The following is a 24166-nucleotide window of genomic DNA, read 5'->3' on the forward strand; positions in this document are numbered from 1 at the left end:
CGCGCTCATGAACATGAGCGCATGAAAGTCCTCATCCTTGGTTCGGGTGTCATCGGTACCACCTCCGCCTACTACCTGGCGCGGGCGGGTCACGAGGTGACGGTGGTCGATCGCCAGCCGGGGGCAGGGCTCGAAACCAGCTATGCCAATGCCGGCGAGCTCTCCTACGGTTACGCCTCGCCCTGGGCCGGCCCGGGCATCCCGGTCAAGGCCATCAAGTGGCTGCTGATGACCGACGGCCCGCTGGTGCTCCGCCCCAAGCTCGATCCGCGCATGTGGATCTGGGGCCTGCAGCTGCTGATGAATTGCACCGAGCGTGCCTACGCGGTGAACAAGGGCCGCATGGTACGGCTGGCCGAATACTCGCGCGACATGATGATCGCGCTGCGCGCCGAGACCGGCCTCGCTTTCGACGGCCGGCAGCAGGGCACCGTGCAGCTGTTCCGCGAGCAGAAGCAGCTGGATCACGCCGCTGACGATATCGCGGTGCTCAAGCAGTATGGCGTGCCCTACGAGGTGCTCGACCCGAGAGGCTGCGTCGCTGCCGAACCCGGGCTGGCCACCGCCACCGTGCCCTTCGTCGGCGGGTTGCGCCTCGCCAATGACGACACCGGCGACTGCAAGATGTTCACCGAGGGGCTTGCTGCCCTCGCCGCCAGCCAGGGCGTCGGCTTCCGCTACGGCACCGGCATCGACCACATCATCACCTCGGGTGGTGTCGTGACCGGGGTGGCGACCGACAAGGGCGTGCTCACCGCCGATGCCTATATCGTGGCGCTCGGCAGCTACTCGCCAATGTTGCTGCGCCCGCTCGGCATCGGCCTGCCGGTCTATCCGATCAAGGGCTACTCGCTCACCGTGCCGATCACCGACGCTTCGGTGGCGCCGGTGTCCACCGTGATGGACGAGACCTACAAGGTGGCGACCACCCGCCTGGGCAATCGCATCCGCGTCGGCGGCACTGCCGAAATCGCCGGCTACGATACGAACCTCCACGCGTCGCGCCGCGGCCCGCTCGATCGTTCGCTGCGCGAGCTGTTCCCCAATGCCGGCGATGCCAGCAAGGCCAGCTTCTGGTGCGGTTTGCGCCCGATGACCCCCGATGGCACTCCGGTGCTCGGCCGCTCGAAGCTGCCCAACCTCTATCTGAACACCGGCCACGGCACGCTCGGCTGGACCATGGCGGCCGGTTCCGGCCGCGTGCTGGCCGACATCATCTCCGGCAGGTCACCGGACATCGAGGTCGGCGATTTGGGTCTGAGCCGCTACGCTTCCTGATCGCGCCGCTGCTCCAGGGTCGCCCGGCGCAGCCGCGTTTTGCCGTGGGCAGTCTTGGCCCAGAAGTGCGGCTGGCGAACCAGCTCGACCAACGCCAGCGCCACTGCTACCGAATGCAGCATCCAGTAGATCGGCAGCGCCAGTTGCTGCAGCATCAGGTCGTAGCGGCCGAGCCGCTTCAGGCCCATGAACACCAGCATCGCCGGCCCGGCATAGCCAACAACGAAGATGAAACCGGCGAGCCCGTCCCACGCGTCGAACGATGGCGCGCGGTATCCGGCGATGGCAGTCCACAACAGCGACAGCAGGAACATCGAGTGCAGCGGCGCCGATAGCACCATGCTGCCCACATAGATCTGGAACCCGAGGAAACCGCGCCAGCCGAGGTCGCGCAACAGCCCGCGGGGATCGCTGTTGTGGACGATCAGGGTTTGCATCCAGCCCTTCATCCATCGCGTTCGCTGCTTCAGCCAGGCGTCCGCAGTCAGCGGCGCCTCCTCGCCGGTCTGGCTGGCGATCGTCGCGGTTCCAAGTCCGCTGCGCGCCAGCCGCACGCCCAGATCGGCGTCCTCGGTGACGTTGAACGAGTCCCATCCGCCCAGTTGCCGGAGCGTCTCGGTACGAAAGTGATTGCTGGTGCCACCGAGCGGCATCGGCAGGCCGAGCCGCGCCAAGAGCGGCAGCATCAGCCCGAACTGGCCGGCGTACTCGCCGGCGAATTGTGCAGCGAGCAGGCTTTCACGGGCATTGTCGATCACCAGTTCGGCCTGCAGGCACTCGAGCTCAGGGTGCGCGGCAAAGGTGCTCGCGGCCAGCCGAAGCTGGCCCGGATCGGGAATGTCCTCGGCGTCGTACACCACGACGAACTGGCCGCTCACCAGCGGCATTGCGTAGTTCATCGCCTTTGGCTTGGTGCGGGGTAGGGCGTCCGGCACCACCAGGAGCTCGAAGCGCGGATCATAGAGCTCGTGCTGCACCGCGGTGATGGTCGCGGGGCTGCGCGATTCAACCACGAACCGCACATCCAGCTTTTCCGGCGGATAGTCGAGCGCCCGCATCCCCCGCGCCAGCTGTCCCACCATCTGTGCCTCGTCGCGTAGCGGCACCAGCACGGTGTAGACCGGCAGTTCGGCGTCGCTCAGCAGCCGCGGCGCCACCGGCATGCCGGCCGGCATGACCGACGCCCATAGCCGCAGCAGGGCGGGAATGATCAGGATGGCGCCGACGATCGGCAGGAACACCGGCCGCGAGATGCTCGGCGCTGCCACGGCAAACAGCATCAGCAGCGCCACTCCGACGGCGAACGCGATCCGCACCGGTTTGGGCGTGCCGAGGCTGACGCTGGCCCGCGGCCAGCTGCGCGCGAGCCGCTGCCGTGCTTCGACCAGCAGCGCCTCCGCGCTGGCCGCCGCCAGCTCGGCGCGCAGCGCCACCAAAGGCACGATGCAGAGGTTCCGCCGGATTTCCGGATGCCGCGCCGCATAGCGCCTGAGCTTGAGGAACGCCGCGAACCGCGGCGCGCAGTAGATCACCTCGCGCTCGAACAGCTTTGCGCGCACCGCGCGGACTTCGCCGAGCCGCTCGATGCGGGCGATGATCGGGCTCCCCGGCAGTGTGTTGGGGATGCGCTCTGAGAACACAAGGCCGGCCCACGCGGCGGCGCGCTCCATCACCATCGCCTCGCCGAGCCCGAAGCGATGCGCGCAATAGTCGAGCGGATCCACCTCGAGCGCCAGCGCGGCCTCCAGGTGAATCAAGGCTTCAGCCTCGCCGTTTACATGCCCGGCAAGTATTGCGTGAAGAAGCGCCCCCGCCTCCGACACTGCGCCCACCAAATGACGTGCAATAGAATTTAAGTCTGAGCCCGGGATTAGTTATCACGGCGGCGTTATCGTCAATCGAAATCGAGGCTTGGGAAGTCGGCCGGACAGGCCTCGCCTTTGCCCGCGAATTGGGCCATAAGCCGGGGAACGCCCGCCCCGGAACGCCATGCGCGCCTTACTGTTCGCCCTCGCTCTGCTGCTCGCCCCGTCGGCGCCGGTGATGGCGCAGGCCCTGCCGTATCATATCGATCCCGGCGCCCGCGAAATCGTCCCCAGCCTCGCCGCCGTGCCGTCGATCCGGTTCCTCACCACCGCGGATTTCCCGCCCTTCAACTTCCGCGACGACAAGGGCGAACTGGTCGGCTTCAACGTCGACTTGGCGCGGGCGCTGTGCGCCGATCTCGGCATCACCTGCACGGTGCAGGCCTGGCCCTGGGACCAGGCGGCCAAGGCGCTCGAGGACAAGCAGGGCGACGCGCTGATCGCCGGCCTGGCGCTCACTCCTGCCAATGGCGCGCTGTTCGATTTCTCGCAGATCTACCTGATGCTGCCGGGCCGCTTCGTTACGCCCGTTGCGGCCGCTCCCGGTTTCGATCCGGCGTCGCTGAACGGCAAGCGCGTCGCCGTGCGCCGGGGCTCCACTCATGCCGAGTTCATCCGCCGCTACCTGCCGGCTGCAGGACTGATCCAGTTCGACAGCGAGATCCTGGCGCTCGACGCGCTCTCGAAGGGGGAGGCCGATGCCTATTTCGGCGACGCCATGCGCGCCTCGTTCTGGCTCAACGAGAATGTCGGCTGCTGCGATTTCGCCGGCGAGCCGTATTTCCGTCCGGACCTGTTCGGCGATGGTCTCGCCGTAGCGGTCCCCGCCGGCCACGACGCGGTGCGGCAGGCGATCGACTATGGCCTCGCCCGGCTAAAGCGCTCGGGCGTCTACGACGAACTCTACCTCAGGTGGTTCCCGGTCAGCTTCTACTAGGCCGCGCGCATCCGGGCCCGGGCGCTGGCCTCGATCGCCGCCGTGACCAGCCGATCGACATCCAGCCGGTCGCGCACCATCTCGAGCAGCCGCAGCTCTTCCTGCGGCAGCTGTACGTCCACTACCGCGACCTCCACTGCCAGCGCATAGGCCGTGTCATGCAGCCGCTTCGGCACTGCCGCCACGGCATCGTCGAGCACGCTGTCGAGGCCGCTGCTGTTGGTCTTGTCGACGGCTTCATTGGCGACGGTCGAGAGCCGGTCCAGGTCGAAATCGGCGAACACCGGCGAGCGCACCACGAGGCCGGCGATCACGTCCAGTTCATGGTCCGAGATGCCCTCGTCGGACGAGGCGGTGACCACCATGATGTGGATGAGAGCGTCCTGCAGGGAGATGGCCATCGGGTCCTCTGGAGCGTGATCAGGAAAAGTTGCAGACTTTTCCGGTTCGATCTCGCGACAAGCAAGACCGGATACGAAAGTCCCGCATAACTAGGCACCGCGCCGCCGCTTGGCAAGGCGGAGCAGGGGCCGTTCCCATTGACGCCCGTGGCAGGCTGGTGCAATTGAGCGCCTTCTCCCATCCAGCATCTGAGGCCTGCCGTGCCCGCGCCGCTCCCGACCCTCGACCCCGCCTTCTTCGACGCCGCCCAGACGGCGCGTGCCTGGCCGTTCGAGGAAGCGCGGAAACTTGTCGCGCGGGTCGAGAAGCGCGGCCTCACCGAAGTGCTGTTCGAGACCGGCTACGGCCCCTCGGGCCTGCCGCATATCGGCACGTTCGGCGAAGTGGCGCGCACCACCATGGTTCGCACGGCCTTCCGGCTGCTCACGCGTGACGAGATTCCGACCCGGCTGCTCTGCTTCTCCGACGACATGGACGGGATGCGGAAGATCCCCGAGAACGTTCCGGACCGCGCCGCGCTCGAGCCCTACGTGCAAATGCCGCTGACGTCAGTGCCGAACCCATTCGGCGGCGACTACAAGAGTTTTGGCGACCACAACAACACCATGCTGCGGCGCTTCCTCGATACCTTCGAGTTCAACTACGAGTTCGCCAGCGCTACCGAATACTACAAGGCCGGCAAGTTCGACGAAGTGCTGCTGCGCGCCGCCGAGCGCTACGACGACATCATGAAGGTGATGCTGCCCTCGCTCGGCGAAGAGCGTCAGGCGACCTACTCGCCCTTCCTGCCGATCTCGCCGCAGTCGGGCCGCGTGCTCTATGTGCCGATGAAGCACGTCGATGCGAAGGCCGGCACCGTCACCTTCAACGACGAGGATGGCACCGAGACCACGCTGCCGGTCACCGGCGGCCATGTGAAGCTGCAGTGGAAGCCGGATTTCGGCATGCGCTGGGCCGCGCTCGGCGTCGACTACGAGATGTTCGGCAAGGACCACCAGACCAACCAGGGGATTTACGACCGTATCTGCGCCATCCTCGGCGGCATCCCGCCCGAGCATTATACATTCGAGCTGTTCCTCGACGAAAACGGTCAGAAGATCTCGAAGTCGAAGGGCAACGGGCTGACCATCGACGAGTGGCTGACCTATGCAGGTACCGAGAGTCTCGCGCTCTACATGTTCCAGAAGCCGCGGGTGGCCAAGCGCCTCTACTTCGACGTGATCCCGCGCGCCGTCGACGAGTACTACCAGTATATCGCGGCCTATAACGGACAGGACGCTGCTGCGGCGCTCGAGAACCCGGCCTTCCACATCCATTCGGGCAAGGTGCCGGTGGTCGACATGCCGGTCACCTTCGGCCTGTTGCTCAACCTCGCCTCGGCCGCCAACGCCCACGAGAAGTCGGCGCTGTGGAACTACATCTCCCGCCGTCTGCCCGGCGAGACGCCGATGACTAACCCCGAGCTCGACCGGCTCGCGGGCTATGCGGTGCGCTACTTCAACGACGAGGTAAAGCCCACCAAGACGTTCCGCGCCCCGACCGACAAGGAGCGCGCGGCGCTGGCCGACCTCGCCGAGCAACTCGCCGGCAAGGACACGCTAGACGCCAAGGAGCTGCAGGACATCGTCTATTCGGTTGGCAACGCTCACACGTTCGACCCGCTGCGCGACTGGTTTGGCGCCATCTACCAGGTACTCCTTGGCGCCGACCAGGGCCCCCGCTTCGGCTCGTTCATTGCGCTGTACGGCGTAGAAGAGACGCGGAAGCTCATCGCCGATGCGCTGGCAGGGAAACTGGTGACGGCCGCCTGAGATCCATCAGTCGGTGCCTTCTCCCATTGTGGGAGAAGGTGAGTTGAGAGAGCAGGCCAGCCTACTGGCTCGCCCACACGATCCGGCCCATGCCCTCGACGTCCTTCATCTCGACCACCCTCGGGCCGTGCGCGGGGTTGAGCGAGTGCAGCTCCAAGAGTTTCGGTGTTTGGCGGTGCAGGATCTTCACCAGCACTTCGCCATCCTTGGTCCTGACCACCACGCGATCACCGCGCCGCATCTGCACGGTGGGCGAAACCACGATGATGTCCCCATCGCGATAGAGCGGCTGCATCGAGTCGCCCGCCACTTCCAGCGCGTAGCTTCCATCCTCGGGCGCCGAGGGGAACGCTACCTCGTCCCAGCCTTGTCCCTGCGGGAATCCAGCCGAGTCGAAAAACCCACCCGAGCCGGCCTGCCCGAGGCCCAGCAGCGGCACGAACGAGCGCACCACGTTCGTTGCCTGCATCTGCACATAGGCGCCGCCGCCGCTGAGGAACGCGTCGAAACTCTCGTTCGTCGCCTCGAGGATCTTCGCAACGCTCTCGGTCGACGGCCAGCGCTCGCGCCCGTCCTTGCTCACCCGCTTCGATTTGTTGAACGCCGTCGCATCCAGCCCGGCAAGCCGAGCCAGCCCGGACGCCGAGAGTCCGTGCCGTTCAGCAATCGCATCGATCGCGTTCCAGATGTCGCCGTGTGACAGCACGTGCCCAGCCGCTTACGAGGAAACTTGTCCCATGAGGAAACTAGTCCTATTGTACGGATCGCTGTCCGGCTTGTAAAGCCGGAGCGCCAGCGGGAGGGAGTGCGACGGGTATGATGGATCTCGTAACCCGCCTCGCCGTCGCCCTGGCCATCGGCCTGCTGGTCGGGCTGGAGCGGGGCTGGAAAACCCGCGAGGAGGAGGGCGGCCTGCGTGCCGCCGGGTTCCGCACTTTCGCGCTGTCGGGGCTTTTGGGCGGCATCGCCGCAGCCCTCTCTGCGGTCAGCGATCCGATCGTCCTCGCTGCCATCTTCCTCGGCTATCTGGCCGTCTTCGCCGCCTTCCACTGGCTGGAGGCGAAAGCCGAGAAGAGCTTCAGCGTCACCTCCGTCGTCGCCGGTGCGCTCACTTTCGCGCTTGGCGCCTATGCCGTGCTCGGCGAGTTGACCGTGGCGATTGGCGCCGCCGTGGCCATGACCCTGCTGCTGGCGCTGCGCACCCAGCTGCACGAGTGGGTCGCTTCCCTCAAGTGGGAGGAGTTGCGCTCCGTCCTGATCCTCTTGGCCATGACCTTCCTGCTGCTGCCATTCCTGCCGCAGAAGCCGGTCGATCCCTGGGGCGTGCTCAACCTGTTCGAAATCTGGCTGTTCGCGATCATGATCGCCGCCATCTCGTTCGGCGGCTACATCGCGGTGCGCATTTTCGGCGATCGGCTCGGCGTGCTGATGGCGGCCGCCGCCGGCGGACTTGCTTCGTCTACCGCGGCGACGCTCTCGCTCGCCCGGCTCGGCAAGGCGCATCCGGAATCCGCCAAGCTCCTCTCGTCTGGCATCCTCATTGCTGGGCTGGTCATGGCGCTGCGCGTCGGCGTCCTCGCGGCACTGCTCAACCCGGCGCTGGTCGTGCCGCTCGCCGCTCCCATTGGCGCGCTGGCCCTCGGTCTTGGCGCTGCCGCAGCGTTCCTGCTGCTCACCGGCAACCGCGAGAAGCGCTCGCCAAAACTCGAGATCACCAACCCCCTCGAGATCGGCACGGCCCTGAAGCTCGCGGCGTTCATCGCCATCGTCACCATCGCCGCCGAGTTCGCCCGCCGGTTGATCGGCGCCGGTGCGGTGCTCGCCGTGGCGGCGATCTCGGGCATAGCCGATGTCGATGCGGTCACCGTGTCGATGGCGCGCCAGGCAGGCAATCTGGGGCTCGACGTCGCGACCCTCGCCATCATTATTGCGGTAGGGGTCAACACGATCTCCAAGGCCGTCATCGCCGCCGTGACGGGCGGCCGCGCCATCGGGCTTTACGTCGGCGCCGCCAGCACAGTGGGCCTTATTGCAGCTGGGCTCGGCTGGTTTTTCTTCCGCTGAGCTTGCCATCGCCGCCTCGCTCGCCCAAAAGGCTGGCATGATGAGCCCGATGCAAACCCCCGAATTCATCTACAAGGTCGCGAGCCGCGAGATCTATGACGCCTCGCTCGCCGCCGGCCATTTCGTCGGCCAGCCGATCGACCTGAAGGACGGCTACATCCACTTTTCCAGCGCCCCGCAGCTGGCCGAAACCATCCGGCTCTACTTCGCCGGTCTCAGCGACCAGGTGTTGTTCCAGGTCCCGTGCGCGCCACTCGGCGACGCGCTGAAATGGGAAGCCTCGCGGGGCGGCGACCTGTTCCCGCATCTCTTCGCCACGCTGGCGATGTCCGCTGTCTCCAACATGACGCCCCTCGACGTTCCCGCCGATGGTCGCGTCAAGCCGCCGGATTGGGTCAAATGATCTTCACGCGCCTCTCGCCGCTGCTCCGCATGCCGCTGCTCGCGGGCCTCACCCGCGACGCGCTGCTGAAGATGGACCCCGAGATCGCCCACGGCGCCACCATCAGCGCCCTGCGCCTCGGCCTCGCGCCCGAGCAGGAGGGCGTCGACCCGCCGGAGCTTCGCATCACCCTTTGCGGCCTCGATCTCAAGAACCCGGTCGGCATGGCCGCCGGCTTCGACAAGAACGCCGAGGTCCCCAAGCCGCTCGCCCGCATGGGCTTCGGCATGGTCGAAGTCGGCACCGTCACCCCGCGCCCGCAGGTCGGCAACCCGAAGCCCCGGCTGTTCCGCGTCGGCCCCGCCGAAGGCGTGATCAACCGCATGGGCTTCAACAACGAGGGGCATGAGGCCGCCTTCGCGCGCCTCAAGGGCGCCCATGTCGGCGCCATCCTCGGGGTGAACATCGGGGCCAACAAGGACAGCGAGGATTTCGTCGCCGACTACGTCAAGGGCGTCACCCGCTTCGCCGAAGTCGCCGATTACCTGACGGTCAACATCTCGTCGCCCAACACGCCGGGGCTGCGGAACCTGCAGGCCGATGAAGCCCTGACCCGCCTGTTGGCGGCGGTGCTGAAGGCCCGCTCCAAGGCCTCGGTCCGCGTCCCGGTGCTGCTGAAGATCGCCCCCGATCTGGACGAGAAGGCCCTCGACGGCATCGCCAAGGTGGTGCTCGCCACCGATCTCGACGGGCTCATCGTCTCCAACACCACGCTGTCGCGCGACCCGGTGCTCGGGATGGAAAACGCCACCGAAACCGGCGGGCTGAGTGGCAAACCGCTGTTCAACCTCTCCACGCAGAAGCTGGCGCAGGTCCGCCAGCGCGTCGGCAAGCTGCCGATCATCGGGGTAGGGGGCATCCATTCGCCGGAGAGCGCGGTGGCGAAGTTCGAAGCCGGCGCGGACGCGATCCAGCTTTACTCGGCGCTGGTGTTTGGTGGGCTCGATATGCTCGACCGGCTGAAGCGCGGGCTGAGTGCGGCGGTGCGCAGCAAGGGACTGAAGTCGGTGTCGGAACTGACGGGCCGGACGACGGCGGAGTGGGCTTCGGGAAAGGCTAGCCTCTAGCATCGAGCATAGAAGATACCCACCCTGTCCCTCCCGCCAGGGGGAGGAGACGCTCTCACCGACGTCAGTGTTTTGGTCTCCCTCCCCCTTGCGGGGAGGGGACAGGGGTGGGGGTGCGTTTCCCGCACCAGCCCTTTGGCAAGCTAGGCCGAAAACAACCCCGCCTTCTTCCGCTCCAGCGCCCACCAGTAGAACCCAGCGCGGAAGAGGAAGAACAGGTGGATCGACGCCCACAGCCCGGTATTCCCGAACGCCCCCTGCAGCACCACCGCGGCGACCAGGAACAGTGCCAGCGCCAGCACCATGCCGTTGCGCATCACGGCGTTGAGGGTCACGCCGACCAGTATTCCATCGAACACGAAGGCCGGCATGCCGGTGAGCGATGACAGCGCCGCGATCCACAGGAACATCCGGGCATATTCCCGCACCGGCTCGCTCGTCGTCATGAAGTCGATCAGGTACCAGCCGCCCGCGAACCACACGATCGCCAGCCCCACCGCGATGACGGTCCCCCACCGGAACCCGAGCGCGTAGGCCCGGTCGAACGCCGGCCGCCAGTTCGCCCCCACCGCCTTGCCGCACAGCTGCTCCGCCGCCTGCGCGATGCCGTCGAGGAAAAAGCCCGAGATCATCAGGAAGTTGAGGAGGATCGCATTGGCCGCGAGCGGCACCTCGCCCAGCCGCGAGCCCTGCGCCGCGAAATAGCCATAGGCCCCCATCAGCGCGATCGAGCGGATCATCAGGTCGCGGCTCAGCCCGAACATCCGCTTGAGCGCGTGGCCATGAAACAGATCGTCGGGCCCGATCAGCGCCGCGACCTTGGCGAACCCGCCGAAATGCCGGATCATCAGCACCAGCCCGAGCAGGCACGCCACGGCCTGCCCGATCACCGTCGCCAGGGCCGCGCCGTGGGGTCCCCAGCCGAGGTTCATCACGAAGAGGATCGACAGCGGGATATCGAGCCCGTGGATCACCATTTGCAGCATCATGCCGGTCTTGGCCCGGGCCCGCCCGTAGAACCAGCCGAGCAGCGCGTAGTTGATCAGCGAGAACGGCGCCGCCCAGATGCGCACCTCGAAATACTGCTTCATCGCCTCAGCAACGCCCGGCGTCGGCGCCATCGCCAGGTTGGCGAGCCCCAGCAGCGGCACCTGCAGCGCAATCATCAGCGCGGCGGCGATCACCCCGATGCCGATCGCCCGCGCCAAGTGCAGCAAGCCGTCGCGCGGATCGCGCGCGCCGATCGCCTGCGCCGTCAGCCCGGCCGTGCCGGTCCGCAGGAAATACGCCATCGAGAAGATGAAATCGAACACCAGCGCGCCCAGCACCACGCCGCCAAGCATCGCCGCGTCGCCCTGCCGGCCGATCACTGTGATGTCGACCAGCCCGGCCAGCGGCTCGGTGATGAAGGCGAGGGAAGCGGGCAGCGCAATGGCCCAGACGTCGCGCGAGCGCACGTCGAAAGGATAGCTCGGTCGGGTCAAGTTCAGTGCTCGGTGAGAAGGTCTATGGCGATATCGGCACGGCCACGCGACCGTTTCACCAGGTCGTAATTGGCGAGGTCCACGCGCTCGACATGCTGGCGGTTGCGCTCTGCGGTGAACAGCCCGTGCTCGGCATGCCGCGCCAGCAGCCGCGCCTTCACCGTAGCGCGCGGCAGGTCGATGAACACAGCGAGATCGAGCAGCGGCCGCACCTGCCACCACGGCGCGTTGGCGAGCAGGAGGTAATTGCCCTCGACCACCAGCACCCGTACCCCGGCCGGCACGATGAACGCGTCGATCACCACGTCCTCGATCTCGCGCGAATAGCCTGGGCCGCTCACCTGCATCGTAGCCGCCTTCACCCCGGCGAGAAACTCGGCAAATGCCGCCCCCTCGAAGGTGTGCGGCGCACCCTTGTCCTTCACGGTGCCGAGGCTTTCGAGCTTGGCGTGGCGCATATGGAAGCCGTCCATCGGCACATAGGCGGCAAGGCCGGGAGTGCCTGCGTTCAGCGCCTCCACCAGCTTCACCGCCAGCGTCGATTTGCCGACGCCCGGCCCACCGGCAAGCCCGATGGCGATGCGCCCGTCATAGGTCGACAGCATCCGCTGCGCCCGTTCCACAAGTAACGCGAGCGCCGCCTCCGGCTTCAGCTGCAACACCTGCTGTTCGTTGTCGTTCACGGCGAGTCCTCCCGGCGGCACCTTCACTATCGGATTCCGCGGCGGGCAGACACCCCTTGCCGCCCAAACGGCGCGCCCCCATACTGTGCACAAACCGGGAACGTCCCTTGCCCCTCCACCGTGAGATCACCGACTGGTTCGCCGGCAAGGGCTGGGCCCCGCGCGCCCATCAGCTGAGCGTGCTGGAGGCCACCGAGGCCGGCGACTCCGCGCTGCTGATCGCCCCCACCGGCGCCGGCAAGACGCTGGCGGGGTTCCTCCCCACCATCAACGACCTGATCGAGAACCCGCGCCCCGGCCTCCACACGCTCTACCTCTCGCCGCTGAAGGCGCTGGCGGTCGACGTGCAGCGCAACCTGATGACGCCGATCAGCGAGATGGGCTTGCCGATCAAGGTCGAGGCCCGCACCGGCGATACCCCTTCGCACCGGCGCCAGCGCCAGCGCTACGACCCGCCGCAGATCCTTCTCACCACGCCCGAGCAGTTGGCCCTGCTGCTCAGCCACGGCGACGCCGACAAGATGTTTGGCAGCCTGAAGCGCGTCGTGCTCGACGAGCTGCACGCGATGGTCACCAACAAGCGCGGCGAGCTGATGTCGCTCGGCATCGCGCGGCTCGGCACCATCGCTCCGCAGCTGCGGATCACCGCGCTGAGCGCCACCGTCGCCCGCCCCGACCTGCTGCGCGACTGGATCGCGACCCCGGTGCCCGGCGCCGATGCGCGGCTGCTGATGGGGCAGGGCGGCGCCAAGCCGCATATCCAAATCCTCAAGTCCGAGCAGGTGATCCCCTGGGCCGGCCACTCCTCGCTCTACGCCATCCCTGACCTCTACCGCACCATCAAGGACCACAAAACCACGCTGCTGTTCGTCAACACGCGCAGCCAGGCCGAAATGCTGTTCCAGGAGCTGTGGCAGGCCAACGAGGACATGCTGCCCATCGCCATGCACCACGGCTCGCTCGCCGTCGAACAGCGCCGGAAGGTCGAGGCGGCGATGTCGGAGGGGCGGCTGCGGGCGGTGGTGTGCACCTCCACCCTCGATCTCGGCATCGACTGGGGCGATGTCGATCTGGTGGTGCAGGTCGGCGCCCCCAAGGGCTCGTCCCGCATGCTGCAGCGCATCGGCCGCGCCAACCACCGGCTCGATGAGCCCAGTAAGGCCCTGTTCGTCCCCTCCAACCGCTTCGAGGTGCTGGAGTGCGAGGCTGCACTTGAAGCAGTCGAGAACAATCATCAGGACAGCGAAGACCCGGTATCGGGCGGCCTCGATGTCCTCGCCCAGCACATCCTCGGCACCGCCTGCGCCAACCCCTTCGATCCGGTCGAGCTCCATGCCGAGATCCGCCGCGCCTGGCCCTATCGCGATCTCAGCTGGGAGCAGTTCGAGCGCACCGTCGATTTCGTCGCCACCGGCGGCTATGCGCTGCGCGCCTACGAGCGCTATGCCAAGCTCAGGAAGACCGCCGACGGCAAGTTCCGCATCTCCAACCCCGGCATCGCCCAGCAGTACCGGCTCAACGTCGGCACCATCGTCGAGGAGCCAATGGTGAAAGTGCGGCTGGTCAAGGGCCGCGGCTTCACCCGTGGCGCTACCACCGGCCCGATCGGCCGCTTCGGCAGGGTGCTAGGGGAGATGGAGGAGTATTTCTTCACCACCCTCACCAGGGGGGACACCTTCCTGTTCGGCTCCGAAATCGTCGCCTACGAGGGGATGTTCGAGAGCGAGGCCTATGTCTCGCGCTCGCAGGGCAAGGACCCGAAAATCCCCTCCTACATGGGCGGCAAGTTCCCGCTCTCCACCTTTCTTGCGGATGGGGTGCGAAAGCTCCTCGCGCATCCCGACGAATGGCACCTGCTGCCCGACCAGGTTTCGGACTGGCTTCGCCTCCAGCAGGAGGCCTCGATCCTGCCGCAGCCGGATAGCCTGCTGGTCGAAACCTTCCCCCGCGGCGCGCAGAACTACCTTGTCTGCTACCCCTTCGAGGGCCGGCTCGCGCACCAAACCCTCGGTATGCTGCTGACGCGCCGGCTGGAACGCGCCCGCGCCCGCCCGCTCGGCTTCGTCGCTTCCGACTATTCCCTCGCCGTCTGGGGCCTCGGCGATTTCTCCGGCCTGATCCGCACCGGCCGCCTCTCGCTCGACGAACTGTTCGACGAAGACATGCTGGGTGACGACCTCGAGGAATGGCTCGACGAAAGCCAGCTGATGCGCCGTACCTTCCGCAACTGCGCCATCATCGCCGGGCTGATCGAGCGCCGGCATCCGGGCCAGAAGGAAAAGACCGGCCGCCAGATCACGGTGTCCTCCGACATCATCTACGACGTGCTCTACCAGCACGAGCCCGACCACATCCTGATCCAGGCCACCCGCCGCGACGCGGCACGCGGCCTGCTCGATATCGAGCGGCTCGGCCACATGCTCGCCCGCATCAAGCGTCACATCGTACACAAGCCGCTCGACCGAATCTCGCCATTGGCGGTACCGGTATTGCTCGATATCGGCAAAGTTCCCGTCGTCGGCGAGGCCCGCGAGAGCACCATGGCCGAAGCCGCTGAGGAACTGATCGCCGAGGCCATGGGCGTGAGCCCGGAAATGAGGAAGCGGGCGAATTGACTTCAGCCTGGGCGGCGCGCACCGCCCCGATCGACGACAAAGGCGACCCCGTGCACCTGCACTTCGCCGGTCATAGCTTTGAACCGCTCCCCTCTGGCGCCCTCTGGTGGGCCGCCGAGAACGCGCTGCTGGTCGCCGATCTGCACCTCGAAAAGCTGTCGTCCTACGCCAAGCGCGGCAGTCTTCTCCCGCCCTACGACACTGGCCTCACCCTCCGCCGTCTGGAAGCCGACCTCGCCCAGACCGGCGCCACCGAAGTCATCGCGCTGGGCGACAGCTTCCACCGCGACGAAGGCAGCTCGACCCTGCTCGATGCCGACCGCCTTCGCCTAGCCAGCCTCATGGGCAAGGCCCGCTGGACCTGGATCTCCGGCAACCACGATCCCGCCCCGCACAGCCTCGGCGGCACCTGCGTCACCGGCCTTACCCGCGCCGGCCTGACGCTGACGCACGAACCGAAGCCGGGGCAGGGCCTCATCGCCGGCCACCTCCACCCGGCCGCGCACGTCGCGATGAACGGCCGCTCCGTCCGACGCCCGTGCTTCGTCCACGATGGCCGCCTGATGGTGCTCCCCGCCTACGGCTCCGCCACCGGCAGCCTCAACATCCTCAGCCCGGCGTTTGTCGGGCTGCTGCACTGGCCGACGCTGGAGGTGGCGATGATCGGGCGTGGGAGGGTATATCCGGTGAGCCCGAGGCGGCTGGTGCCGGGGTACGACGCCTGGTGAGGGCGTCGGCCTCTCGGACTCGTGGAGGGGGCCGTCTGCTTCAGTCATCCCCCCGAAAATATTCCGCTCCCGAGCCCTTGTTCTGCATGTAACACACCACCCACGTGTCAGCCTCAAACGGGAATGGGAACCTCGACATGCATGGGATCACGAAGCTCGCCGCCGCCTCCGCGGCTCTGCTGCTCCTCGCGGCGCCGGCCCTGGCCGAGACGCGCACCATCGAGCTGCCGGCCTTCACGGCACTCGACATCTCATCGGGCATCGATGCGGTCGTCACCGTCGGCGGCACGCAGTCGATCACCGCTGAGGCCACCGATAAGCGCCTGCTCGATGATCTGAAGCTCAAGGTCGAGGGCAATACTCTCAAGGCCTACTACGACTGGAGCTTCTTCGACCTTTTCGCCTTCGGCAACCGTGACCAGATCAAGCTCACCATCGTCGCCCCGGCCCTCACCAAGGTCGAAGCCAGCGCCGGCTCCGATGTCGAGGCGACCGGCGTCACAGGTGACGCGCTTGAGTTCAACTCGTCGAGCGGCGCCGATCTCTCGTTGAAGGCTGTCGCCGGCAAGTCGATCGACCTCAACGCCTCGTCTGGTGCCGGCCTGGAGATCGAAGGCACCTGCGAGACCGGCACAGCCAATGCCTCCTCCGGCTCCGACCTCGAAGCCGACGACCTGCTCTGCGTCACGATGGACGCAAACGCCTCGAGCGGCTCGGACCTCGACGCCTATGCCAGTAAATCGGTCAAGGCAAACGCCTCCTCCGGGTCCGACCTCACCATCCACGGCAACCCCGCCGAAGTGGAGCAGGAATCGAGCAGCGGCAGCGACGTCAAGATCGAGAAGTGATCGAGGCGCCTACCGCTTGAACACGACGCCGCCGAGCCACCCGGTGAACAGCGCCAGCGCCACGCAGACCAGCCCGTAAAGCAACGGCTGCGTTCGCGCCGATTGCCCCAGGAACCGCTCGAAGCCAATCTTGCGCACCGAGAACCCGTCCGATTTCTCGGCGATGACGGCGCCGTTCTTGAACAGATAGGTGTGCGCCAGATACGGCCCCGGCGGGGCATCGGACGGCAGTGCCACCTGTGCGAAGTAGAACGTGTCCGAGCGGAACACCACGCCGTTCTCGTTGAGCTTGAACAGGCCCTTGTCCTGCATCAGCCGGGTCAGTTCGCCGCCAAACACCGTCGCATCCCACCAGCCGGCCTTCGCGGTGTAGCGCGCCTGGCTGTCGAGCGGGATTTCCTTCTCGGCAAGCGTGATTGGGTCGGTGATGTTGCTCAACTGCGCGTCGCTCAGCACCTGGTAGAACGACGGAAACCGCTCGAACTCCGCCTGTGCGGAGTTGAGCCAGATGCCGAACTGGTTGGTCTTCCGCCGTGCCACCCGGTTCTGCAACGGCCCGGTGATGGTGATGATGATGTGATACGGCCCCTCGACGAAGCGCTGCTCTGCCCCGGCCTCGGGCTCGACCGAGCCGAACAGCGTCAGGGTCTGGCCCGCGAAGCTCGAGGTGATCGACACTTCGTCCTGGCTCACCTGCGTCACCAGCCGCTCCGCCCCCGCGGGCGAGGCCGCGAGGACCAGCGCCAGTGCGAGCAGCAGCCGGCGCATCAGATCACCCCCGACGCGCCGATCACGGCGGTCGAATAGACGTCGTTGGGCGCCATGATCAGGCTGATGCCGAAGCGGATGGCGACCGCAAGGACGAGGATGGCAAGCAGCGCGCGCAGCTGTTCGCCGCGCAGGTATTTGCCCGCCGAAGCGCCGAACTGCGCCCCCACCGTGCCGCCGACCATCAGGCAGAAGGCGAGGAGGATATCGACGCTCTGGCTCGACACGGCGTGGAGGATGGTGGTTGCCGCCATCATCGCCACCACCTGCAGCAGCGAGGTGCCGATCACCATGTTGCCCGGCATGCGGAGGATATAAACCAATGCCGGCACGAGGATGAACCCGCCGCCGATACCCAGCAGCGAGCCGACAAAGCCGATGGCGACGCCCAGCGCCAGCACCGGGATCACCGAGATATAGAGCCGCGATTTCTTGAACCGCACGCGCCACGGCAACCCGTGGAACCAGTTGTGCTGGTTGGGCAGCTTCTCGCGGACGACGATACCCGCACGCCGCTTCATGATCGCCCGCGCCGCCTCGAACAGCATCAGCGTGCCGACGAAGCCTAGGAGGATCAGGAACCCGAGCGAGATGACGAGATCGAGCTGCCCTGCCGCCCGCAGCACCTGGAACGTCGCGACGCCGCCGAACGCCCCGAGCACGCCCGACAACACCAGGTACATCGCCATGTGCAGGTCGATCTGCCCGCGCCGGTAGTAGCTCAACGCTCCTGAGGTCGAAGCCGCCACCACCTGTCCGGTGACCGAAGCCACGGCAACGGAGGAGGGGACGCCCGAAAAGATCAGCAGCGGTGTCAACAGGAACCCGCCACCCACTCCGAACAGCCCGGAGAGGAACCCGACCGCGCCCCCGATCCCCACTAGGAAGAACAGGTTCATCGAAAGCTCGGCGATCGGCAGATAGACCTGCACGGGAGGGCGTCCAATAGCTCTAGGGCATTCCCGAGGCTCTAGCGTGAGGCCGCGACGGAAATGCGACGACTTTTCGCGAAATGCTACCGAGCACTAGCAGCAAAATACGAAGGCGAGGTTAGCCTACCGGACGGGTCGGGAATATGGACGGAGACTACGCTCGCACCGCGGCGCCAAAGCGGTCCCGGTAGGCACTGGCGGAAAGGCCGGTCACCTTCTGGAATACGCGCCGGAAGGCGGACGGATCCTTGTAGCCGACGTTCCAGGCGATCCGCTCGACCGTGTCGCGGCTGAACTCGAGCCGCTCGCGGGCGAGTGCGATCCGCAACGCCTGCACGTATTCCGTCGGCCTCAACCCTGTGGCCCGCTGGAAGCGCCGGAGGAACGTGCGCGTCTCGAGCCCCGCTCGCTCGGCCAGATCCGGGACATTGATCTCCTCACTGCGATGCGCCTGCAGCCAGTGCTGCACTTTCAGCACGGCGTCGTCGCCGTGCGACAGGCGCGGCGCGAAGGTCGAGTAGTTCCGCTGCTCTCGCCCCGCCGGATCGACCAGCAGGAATTTCGCCGTGTCGGCCATCACCGTGGAGCCGAGCACGCGGTGGACGAGGCGAAGGCCGAGATCGGTCCAGGCCAGCATGCCGCCCGCAGTGATGATGTCGCCGTCCTCCACGATGATGTCGCCGGCGGTGACCTCGACATCGGGAAAGGCCGCCTCGAAGGCATCGGCATAGAGCCAATGCGTCGTCGCGCGCCGGCCCGACAGCAGTCCGGCATGCCCGAGCATGAAGGCGCCGCCGCAGATCGAGGCGATCGTGGCGCCAGTGCCGTGGCGCTGGCGCAGCCAGCCGACGAAATCGGCTGCCTCGTCCGAAGTCAGAGGATCGGCCAGCCGGCCGGGGATGACGATGTACTCGGGCTGCCCGCCGCCATCGGGAGCGCTGTCGTAGCTGCGCTCGAAGCCGTTCTCACCAACTCGCCAGTGGCTGGTCCGGATGCGATCCGCGCCGCCGTGCTGGCGCGCATAGTCGTTCGCCACCTGGAACGCATCGGTGAGGCCATGCACCGATGCCATCGCGCAGCCGGGATACATGAGCAGGCCGATTTCGGTGTGTCTGAGTGCGTCCATCGTCTTTGTCACTTCTGGCCCCGACAATGTCAGTTGCGGCAATCGTCGCCCGTCGGGGCTCAGCTTAGGGTCGTCACATCGCGGCGGACAAGGGTTCGCCCAAACAAGGAGAGACCCAAAATGACCAAGACAATCGTTCTGATCCACGGCGCCTGGCTCAACAGCCTGTCCTGGGAAAACGTGAAGGCTCGCTACGAAGCTAAGGGCTACACCGTGATCGCGCCCGACTGGCCGTTCGATGATCACGCCCCGTCGGTCCTCCGGGCCAACCCGGCTCCGGAACTGGCGAAGATCGGCCAGCGCGGCATTGTCGACCACTTCGACAAGATCATCCGCGCCCTGCCGGAACAGCCGATCCTGATCGGGCACTCGTTCGGCGGCGTCATCGTGCAGCAGCTGCTGGCCCGCGGCCTCGGTGTTTCTGGTGCAGCCATCAACCCCGCCCCGACCCCCGGCGTACCGCTTGGGCCCCAGGCCATCGTCTCGGCGCTGCCGGTGTTCGGCGACCTGTTCAGCTGGAAGAAGGCCAAGACCATGTCGCTCAAGTTCTTCTCGACGCGTTTTGCTCAGACGGAACCCAATCCGGAAGCCAAGTATGACCGCTACGTCATCCCGACCGCCGGCCGGGTCTACTGGGACGGCGTCATCAACCCGATGAAGATCGACTGGGCCGGCCAGAACCGCGCTCCGCTCCTCCTCATCGGCGGCGGCAAGGACCTGATCGCCGACGCCTCGATGACCGAAGCGATCTACCGCCAGCAGAAGAAGGCCGCCTCGACCACCGAGCTGAAGATTTTCGACGATCGCTCGCACTGGACGCTGATGGACAAGGGCTGGGAAGCCGTCGCGGACTTGGCTCTGAACTGGGCCGTCGAGCACGCCACCGACAAGCGGCCCGCGTTGCGGCTCGCGGCATGAATGGCCGGTCCGCCGGTCCCGACCGCAAGGCCGCGATCGGGATCGGCTGCTCCGGCTGCATCGCCTGCGAGGAAGGTCTAGATTCACAAAGTCCGCTTCAGCCCGAAGCGGACTTTGCTGTTGCAGGGGCTAAACCGGCTGGCTCCCCAGCACCGCTAGCAGCCGCGGGTTGATCTCGCCGCTTTCGCTCATCCCCGTCGAGCGCTCGAAGCTCTTGATCGCTTCGGCGGTCTTCGGGCCGGCGACGCCGTCGGGCGTGCCGATGTCGAAGCCGAGCTGGGTCAGCGCCCGCTGCACGCCGGTCACCACCTTGATGTTGGTGATCGCCGCGCCAGGGTCGAACTTGGCGCTCCAAGTGCCGATGGGGGCGAAGTTGGCGACAAAGTCGATCGGCTCCGGCTTGAACGCTGCAACCTCGGCGATCACCTTCTGCACCGTCGCCGCGTCGAGCGAGGCCGCGATGTCGTCGCGCGACTTGGCCGCGTCCTTGTCGCCCTTGTTGGCGGCCAGCGAGAACCACTTGAACGAAGCCGCGAGATCCTGCTTCACGCCCAGTCCGCGGGCATAGAGCATGCCCAGGTTGAACTGGCTGTCCTTCATGCCGCGGCTCGCCGCTTCCTCGAACCACTTGGCCGCCGCGTCGAACTGCTGGTTACCCAACCCGCCGCCGGCATAGAGCGCCGCGAGATTGTGCATCGCCATGCGGTTGCCGGCTTCCGCCGCCTGCTGATACCAGAGCCGCGCCTGGGCGAGATCCTTTTCCACCCCGCGGCCGTTCTCGTAGAGGTTGCCGAGCCGGTACTGCGCCGGGGCAAAGCCCTGGCCCGCCGCCCGCTCGTACCACATCGCCGCGGCCTTCAGGTCTTCCGGCACGGCACGGCCTTCGGTGTAGATCGCCGCCACCTCGAACTGTGCCCGCGCATCGCCATCGCCGGCAGCCGCCAGCAGCGGCTCGGGGCCGACTTCGGCCGGCGGCCGGTCGACCTTCACCGGGCTTTCCATCTTGTCGAGCAGCGGCTCGACCTTGGAACTTAGGCTCGCGACCTCGGTCGCATCACCGGCAGCGGCGGCGCTGGCGGCTTCGAAGGCCGCCGGCATCTTCGGCATTTCGGCCGAGGCGACGAACTTCTGCGGCGTCGCTCCGCCGATCGAGGCGGTGGTCAGCTTGTCGACCGTCGGGATCACCCGTGGCGCGGCCTTGGCATCCGTGCGCGCTTCAAACCCCTGCTGGGCCAGCGGCACCGGCGTCAGTGCGGCATCGCCGACATTCTGTGCCGCCGTGGTCGAAGTCTCGGCCGGCTTCGTCCTCTGGTTGATCAGGTTGATGGTCAGGCACGCCAATGCCACGACGCTCGCTGCGAGCAGGATCGGCTGCTTGTGGCGCAGCAGGAAGCTCTGCCGCTTGGGCGCAGCATCGTCGGCCGGCGGGCTGGTTTCCTCGGCGCCAAGCGCCACGAGGCTTGGCTCGGGCGCCACCGGCAGCACGCGCGGCGCGGGCTCGTCCGGTTGCCACTGGCTCGCCGGCTCCTTGTCGCCCGCCAACTGGCGCGGCGCCTTCGATTTGAACAGCCCGAACGGCCCGGACTTGGCGCTTTCGTCCTTTGCCGGCTTCGCGGGTCTCGCCTCTTTGACGATCTTCTCGGCCTTCACCGGCTTCTGCTTTTCCACCGCCGGCTTGACCGGCAACGACACCGATGGAGCTTCGGCCACGGCAGCGGCCTCATTGCGCGTCGCCTGGAAGCGGGCGAATGCCTTGCCGATCAGCGAGCCGCTGGCGGCCGAGATCGGCTCGGCCCTGCCGGCAGCGGCCTGGCGCGCCGCGCGGCGATGCGCCTCGATGAAGGTATTGCGGCTCGGCATTGGCGGCTCGTCGGCCATCGGCGCGACAGCCGTGACTTCGGGCCCTGGCGTTGCGACGAACACATCCTCGGCGGGCAGGTCGAGCGTCGATTTGGGCTGCGGCGGGCGCTCGGCTAGGCTGGGGTCGAATACCGGCCTCGTCGGCGCTTCGGGGATTTCGAACGCCGATGTCGGCGCCGGCGGTAGCTCCGGCTCGGCGGCCGATGCACGCCGGCGCGGCCCGTTTTTGGCCTCGAGCGCCGTGCGCAGCGGGTTGGGATCGTCGCCGAACGGCTTGTCGACCAGCGGCGCCTCGGCGATCGGGTCGCTCGGCATGCTGTCGCCGAGCTCGACGCGCTGCGGCCGCGACACCGGCTCGTCCTCGAACGACAGTTCCTCGATCAGCGGCGCGACGGGGCTGTTCTTCGGTTCCACCGCCGGGGGCGGGGTAAGCTTCGCCTCCGGCTGCGGCGCTGGCGTCTCGGGTATCGCGGCAAAGCTGATCGGCGTGGCCAACGGCGCCGGCTCGGCCTTCTGCCCCAGCGACATCTCGAGCCGCTTCAGCCGCTCGTTCACTTCGCGAATCGTCGCGTCGAGCGCCGTGGTGTCCTCGGCCGGCTTGTCCTTCGCGGCCGCCTTCATCACCTTGCTGACGCGCTTTTCGATTTCGGCATAACCGGCCTCATCGAGCCCGGCCTTGCCCGGCGCATCGAGTTGCCGCATCGCATCGGACGTGCGGGCCGCCACCATTTCCGCCAGCTGGTCGAAATCCGGCGCCTCGGCTGCGGCCGGCGTCGAGTACATCTTGGCGAGGCCGGTCAGCTGCTCGCCGGTCTGGTCCATCCGCGCCACCAGCTGGCGCACCTGCGCCTCGAGCTGGCTGACGCTGAGGTCCGCCGGGCGATCGCTCACCTTGTCGCTCAGCACCTCGAGCTGCTGCTCCAGCGCCGCAAAGCGCGGCTCCAGCGCGCTCACCACCGTGCTGCGCAGCGCTTCCATGTCGAGCTTCAGCCCACCGACTTCGGCACTCCGCCCCTCGACGTCCGAAATCCGATCGTTGAGAGCGTCGATCAGCTCGATCAGCCCCTGCGGCTGCTGCGGCGATTTCATCGCCTGCGCCACGCGGCCCAGTTCAGCCGTGATCTTCTCGAGCTCGGCCGGCGGCATCGCCATGGCCCGCTCGATCGAGTCGACCCGGTCATAGATATTGCGAACGCCGTCCTCGATCGCCGCCATGGCCTCCTTGAGGCCATCCTTCGGGCTCTCGACCCGGTTGGCATACTGCACCTGGAGGTCGGCGAGCCGCCCCACCGTCGCGCTCACATCGTCGAGCCGCGCCGTCATGCCGCTCATGTCGGAGCGGTCGGCATAGTGCTTCTGGAGCTCCGCGAGCTTTCCCACCGTGAGCGCCACGTCGTCGAGCCGCTTATTCAGCGCCGCCATATCGACCTTCGGGCCCTCGGCGATCAGCTTGGCGAGGCCAGCGATATGGCCCTCGAGCCGCTTGACCTGTCCGGTCTCGCCCACCGCGCCGGCCAAGAGCTCCACCACATGGCTGAGCTGGCTCACCTGTTCGGCGATCTCGCGCACATTGGTGGTCTGGCCCTTGGCCTGCACCCTGAGCTCGCCCTCGAGCCGCTCGAGGCGCGTGGAGATGCCGCCCACAGCTTCAGCCAGCTCGTCGAAATGCGGCGAGGCCTGCAACGGCATTTGCTGCTGCGGCATCTGCATTTGCATCTGCGGGGCAGGGGCGGCCGCGGCCCCGAAATGCCGCGAGCGAATCTGCTGGATCGCCGCCTCGAGCGTATCGCGCGGGTTGGCATGCTGCAGCGGCTCGTCGCGATCGGAAAATTTCTCGATCGCCCGTTGTACCGAGCGCAGCGCTTCACGATGGCGCGTGTCGGGCTCGGCTTCCGTCACCTGGTGGCGCAGGTCGCGCATCCGCTCGGCGAGGCCCTGATAGGTCGGCTCGGGCCGCGCCGTGCGCGCCACCTGGGTTTCCACCTGGTCGAGCAGGGCCACCAGTTCGCCACGCAGCTCCTGCCATTCGCCGGAGGCTGGCTGGCCGTAGTCTTGCGGTTGGAACGTGGAAGTCGCGCGGGCCATCGGTCGATCCCAAGCACCTGTAACGGAACACCTCAGACCCAGTTCGGGCCATGAGCATCCGGTTACTCTTCGGAAAACATGGTAAAGATCGCGTTAAGCTTCGTCGCATTTTGCGAATCGAACGCGACTGAGCTGTGGAAGAAAACCGGCGGGCTTCAGGCCTTCGATCCCCGCGCGAAATCAGAATCCCACGCCCACCTTAAGTGGGATACAAAAGCCTGATCTCGCTTGCTAGTTAGGGCCCCCAGGAGTC

Annotated in this window: 19 protein-coding genes; 10 read left to right on the top strand and 9 right to left on the bottom strand. The window is 66.9% G+C overall.

Translation table 11 applies throughout. The annotated features are described in order from the left end of the window. The first annotated feature begins 21 nt into the window (after positions 1-21). The gene (locus AC1DWU_RS12865) at positions 22-1278 is read left to right on the top strand and encodes a D-amino acid dehydrogenase (protein WP_477150386.1); all 1257 of its coding nucleotides are present in this window, start codon (positions 22-24) and stop codon (positions 1276-1278) included. Here the strand turns inward: AC1DWU_RS12865 and AC1DWU_RS12870 are convergent. Beyond that, entirely contained in the window at positions 1266-3035 is a 1770-nt protein-coding gene (locus AC1DWU_RS12870) for a glycosyltransferase family 2 protein (protein WP_477150387.1), read from the bottom strand. The genes AC1DWU_RS12865 and AC1DWU_RS12870 overlap by 13 nt on opposite strands. 232 nt (positions 3036-3267) lie before the next feature. Here AC1DWU_RS12870 and AC1DWU_RS12875 point away from each other — a divergent pair, with 232 nt between their 5' ends. Then, positions 3268-4080: a transporter substrate-binding domain-containing protein gene (locus AC1DWU_RS12875; RefSeq protein WP_477150388.1), complete on the top strand. Its 813-nt coding sequence runs from the start codon at positions 3268-3270 to the stop codon at positions 4078-4080. Here AC1DWU_RS12875 and AC1DWU_RS12880 read toward each other — a convergent pair. Further along, the gene (locus AC1DWU_RS12880) at positions 4077-4481 is read right to left on the bottom strand and encodes a tellurite resistance TerB family protein (RefSeq protein ID WP_477150389.1); all 405 of its coding nucleotides are present in this window, start codon (positions 4479-4481) and stop codon (positions 4077-4079) included. The genes AC1DWU_RS12875 and AC1DWU_RS12880 overlap by 4 nt on opposite strands. 201 nt (positions 4482-4682) lie before the next feature. Between AC1DWU_RS12880 and AC1DWU_RS12885 the strand changes: the two genes are divergently transcribed. Continuing rightward, positions 4683-6293, top strand: a complete 1611-nt coding sequence (locus AC1DWU_RS12885; RefSeq protein WP_477150390.1) for a lysine--tRNA ligase — start codon at positions 4683-4685, stop codon at positions 6291-6293. A 61-nt stretch (positions 6294-6354) separates the two neighbouring features. Here the strand turns inward: AC1DWU_RS12885 and AC1DWU_RS12890 are convergent, their stop codons facing one another. Continuing rightward, positions 6355-6999 (bottom strand): S24 family peptidase, encoded by a 645-nt coding sequence (locus AC1DWU_RS12890; RefSeq protein WP_477150391.1) that lies wholly within the window; start codon positions 6997-6999, stop codon positions 6355-6357. 110 nt (positions 7000-7109) lie between these two features. Here AC1DWU_RS12890 and AC1DWU_RS12895 point away from each other — a divergent pair, with 110 nt between their 5' ends. From AC1DWU_RS12895 to AC1DWU_RS12905, 3 genes are read left to right on the top strand one after another with little or no spacing between them, the layout of a single operon-like run. Further along, positions 7110-8357: an MgtC/SapB family protein gene (locus tag AC1DWU_RS12895; protein ID WP_477150392.1), complete on the top strand. Its 1248-nt coding sequence runs from the start codon at positions 7110-7112 to the stop codon at positions 8355-8357. Between the two features lie 49 nt (positions 8358-8406). Next, on the top strand, positions 8407-8760 hold the full coding sequence (locus AC1DWU_RS12900) for a DUF952 domain-containing protein (protein ID WP_477150393.1): 354 nt from the start codon (positions 8407-8409) through the stop codon (positions 8758-8760). 29 nt (positions 8761-8789) lie between these two features. Beyond that, entirely contained in the window at positions 8790-9866 is a 1077-nt protein-coding gene (locus tag AC1DWU_RS12905; RefSeq protein WP_477150602.1) for a quinone-dependent dihydroorotate dehydrogenase, read from the top strand. Between the two features lie 143 nt (positions 9867-10009). Here AC1DWU_RS12905 and AC1DWU_RS12910 read toward each other — a convergent pair whose 3' ends face one another. Further along, positions 10010-11350 (bottom strand): MATE family efflux transporter, encoded by a 1341-nt coding sequence (locus tag AC1DWU_RS12910; protein WP_477150394.1) that lies wholly within the window; start codon positions 11348-11350, stop codon positions 10010-10012. Positions 11351-11352: 2 nt separating this feature from the next. Then, positions 11353-12033, bottom strand: a complete 681-nt coding sequence (locus tag AC1DWU_RS12915) for a nucleoside/nucleotide kinase family protein (protein WP_477150395.1) — start codon at positions 12031-12033, stop codon at positions 11353-11355. A gap of 80 nt (positions 12034-12113) precedes the next feature. On the opposite strand from AC1DWU_RS12915, the gene AC1DWU_RS12920 reads away from it, so the two are divergent. The 3 genes from AC1DWU_RS12920 (at position 12114) to AC1DWU_RS12930 (ending at position 16224) form a co-directional block, all read left to right on the top strand. Next, positions 12114-14648, top strand: a complete 2535-nt coding sequence (locus tag AC1DWU_RS12920) for a ligase-associated DNA damage response DEXH box helicase (protein ID WP_477150603.1) — start codon at positions 12114-12116, stop codon at positions 14646-14648. After that, positions 14645-15376 carry a ligase-associated DNA damage response endonuclease PdeM gene (pdeM, locus tag AC1DWU_RS12925; RefSeq protein WP_477150396.1) on the top strand — a complete coding sequence of 244 codons (732 nt, stop codon included), beginning with the start codon at positions 14645-14647 and terminating at the stop codon, positions 15374-15376. The genes AC1DWU_RS12920 and pdeM overlap by 4 nt, the downstream gene beginning before the upstream one ends. 137 nt (positions 15377-15513) lie before the next feature. Continuing rightward, positions 15514-16224, top strand: coding sequence for a head GIN domain-containing protein (locus AC1DWU_RS12930; protein WP_477150397.1), 711 nt, complete (start codon positions 15514-15516; stop codon positions 16222-16224). Positions 16225-16233: 9 nt separating this feature from the next. On the opposite strand, the gene AC1DWU_RS12935 is transcribed toward AC1DWU_RS12930, so the two are convergent. The 3 genes from AC1DWU_RS12935 to AC1DWU_RS12945 form a co-directional block, all read right to left on the bottom strand. Then, positions 16234-16992: a TIGR02186 family protein gene (locus AC1DWU_RS12935; protein WP_477150398.1), complete on the bottom strand. Its 759-nt coding sequence runs from the start codon at positions 16990-16992 to the stop codon at positions 16234-16236. Next, on the bottom strand, positions 16992-17924 hold the full coding sequence (locus AC1DWU_RS12940) for a sulfite exporter TauE/SafE family protein (RefSeq protein WP_477150399.1): 933 nt from the start codon (positions 17922-17924) through the stop codon (positions 16992-16994). The genes AC1DWU_RS12935 and AC1DWU_RS12940 overlap by 1 nt, the downstream gene beginning before the upstream one ends. A gap of 154 nt (positions 17925-18078) precedes the next feature. Next, positions 18079-19050: a GlxA family transcriptional regulator gene (locus tag AC1DWU_RS12945; RefSeq protein ID WP_477150400.1), complete on the bottom strand. Its 972-nt coding sequence runs from the start codon at positions 19048-19050 to the stop codon at positions 18079-18081. A 120-nt stretch (positions 19051-19170) separates the two neighbouring features. Here AC1DWU_RS12945 and AC1DWU_RS12950 point away from each other — a divergent pair, with 120 nt between their 5' ends. Next, complete coding sequence (locus AC1DWU_RS12950) at positions 19171-19968, top strand: alpha/beta hydrolase (RefSeq protein WP_477150401.1); 798 nt, start codon at positions 19171-19173, stop codon at positions 19966-19968. 129 nt (positions 19969-20097) lie between these two features. Here the strand turns inward: AC1DWU_RS12950 and AC1DWU_RS12955 are convergent, their stop codons facing one another. Beyond that, positions 20098-23913 carry a peptidoglycan-binding protein gene (locus AC1DWU_RS12955; RefSeq protein ID WP_477150402.1) on the bottom strand — a complete coding sequence of 1272 codons (3816 nt, stop codon included), beginning with the start codon at positions 23911-23913 and terminating at the stop codon, positions 20098-20100. Between the last annotated feature and the right edge of the window lie 253 nt (positions 23914-24166).

The organism is Devosia sp. P2_G7 (genome assembly GCF_056403495.1).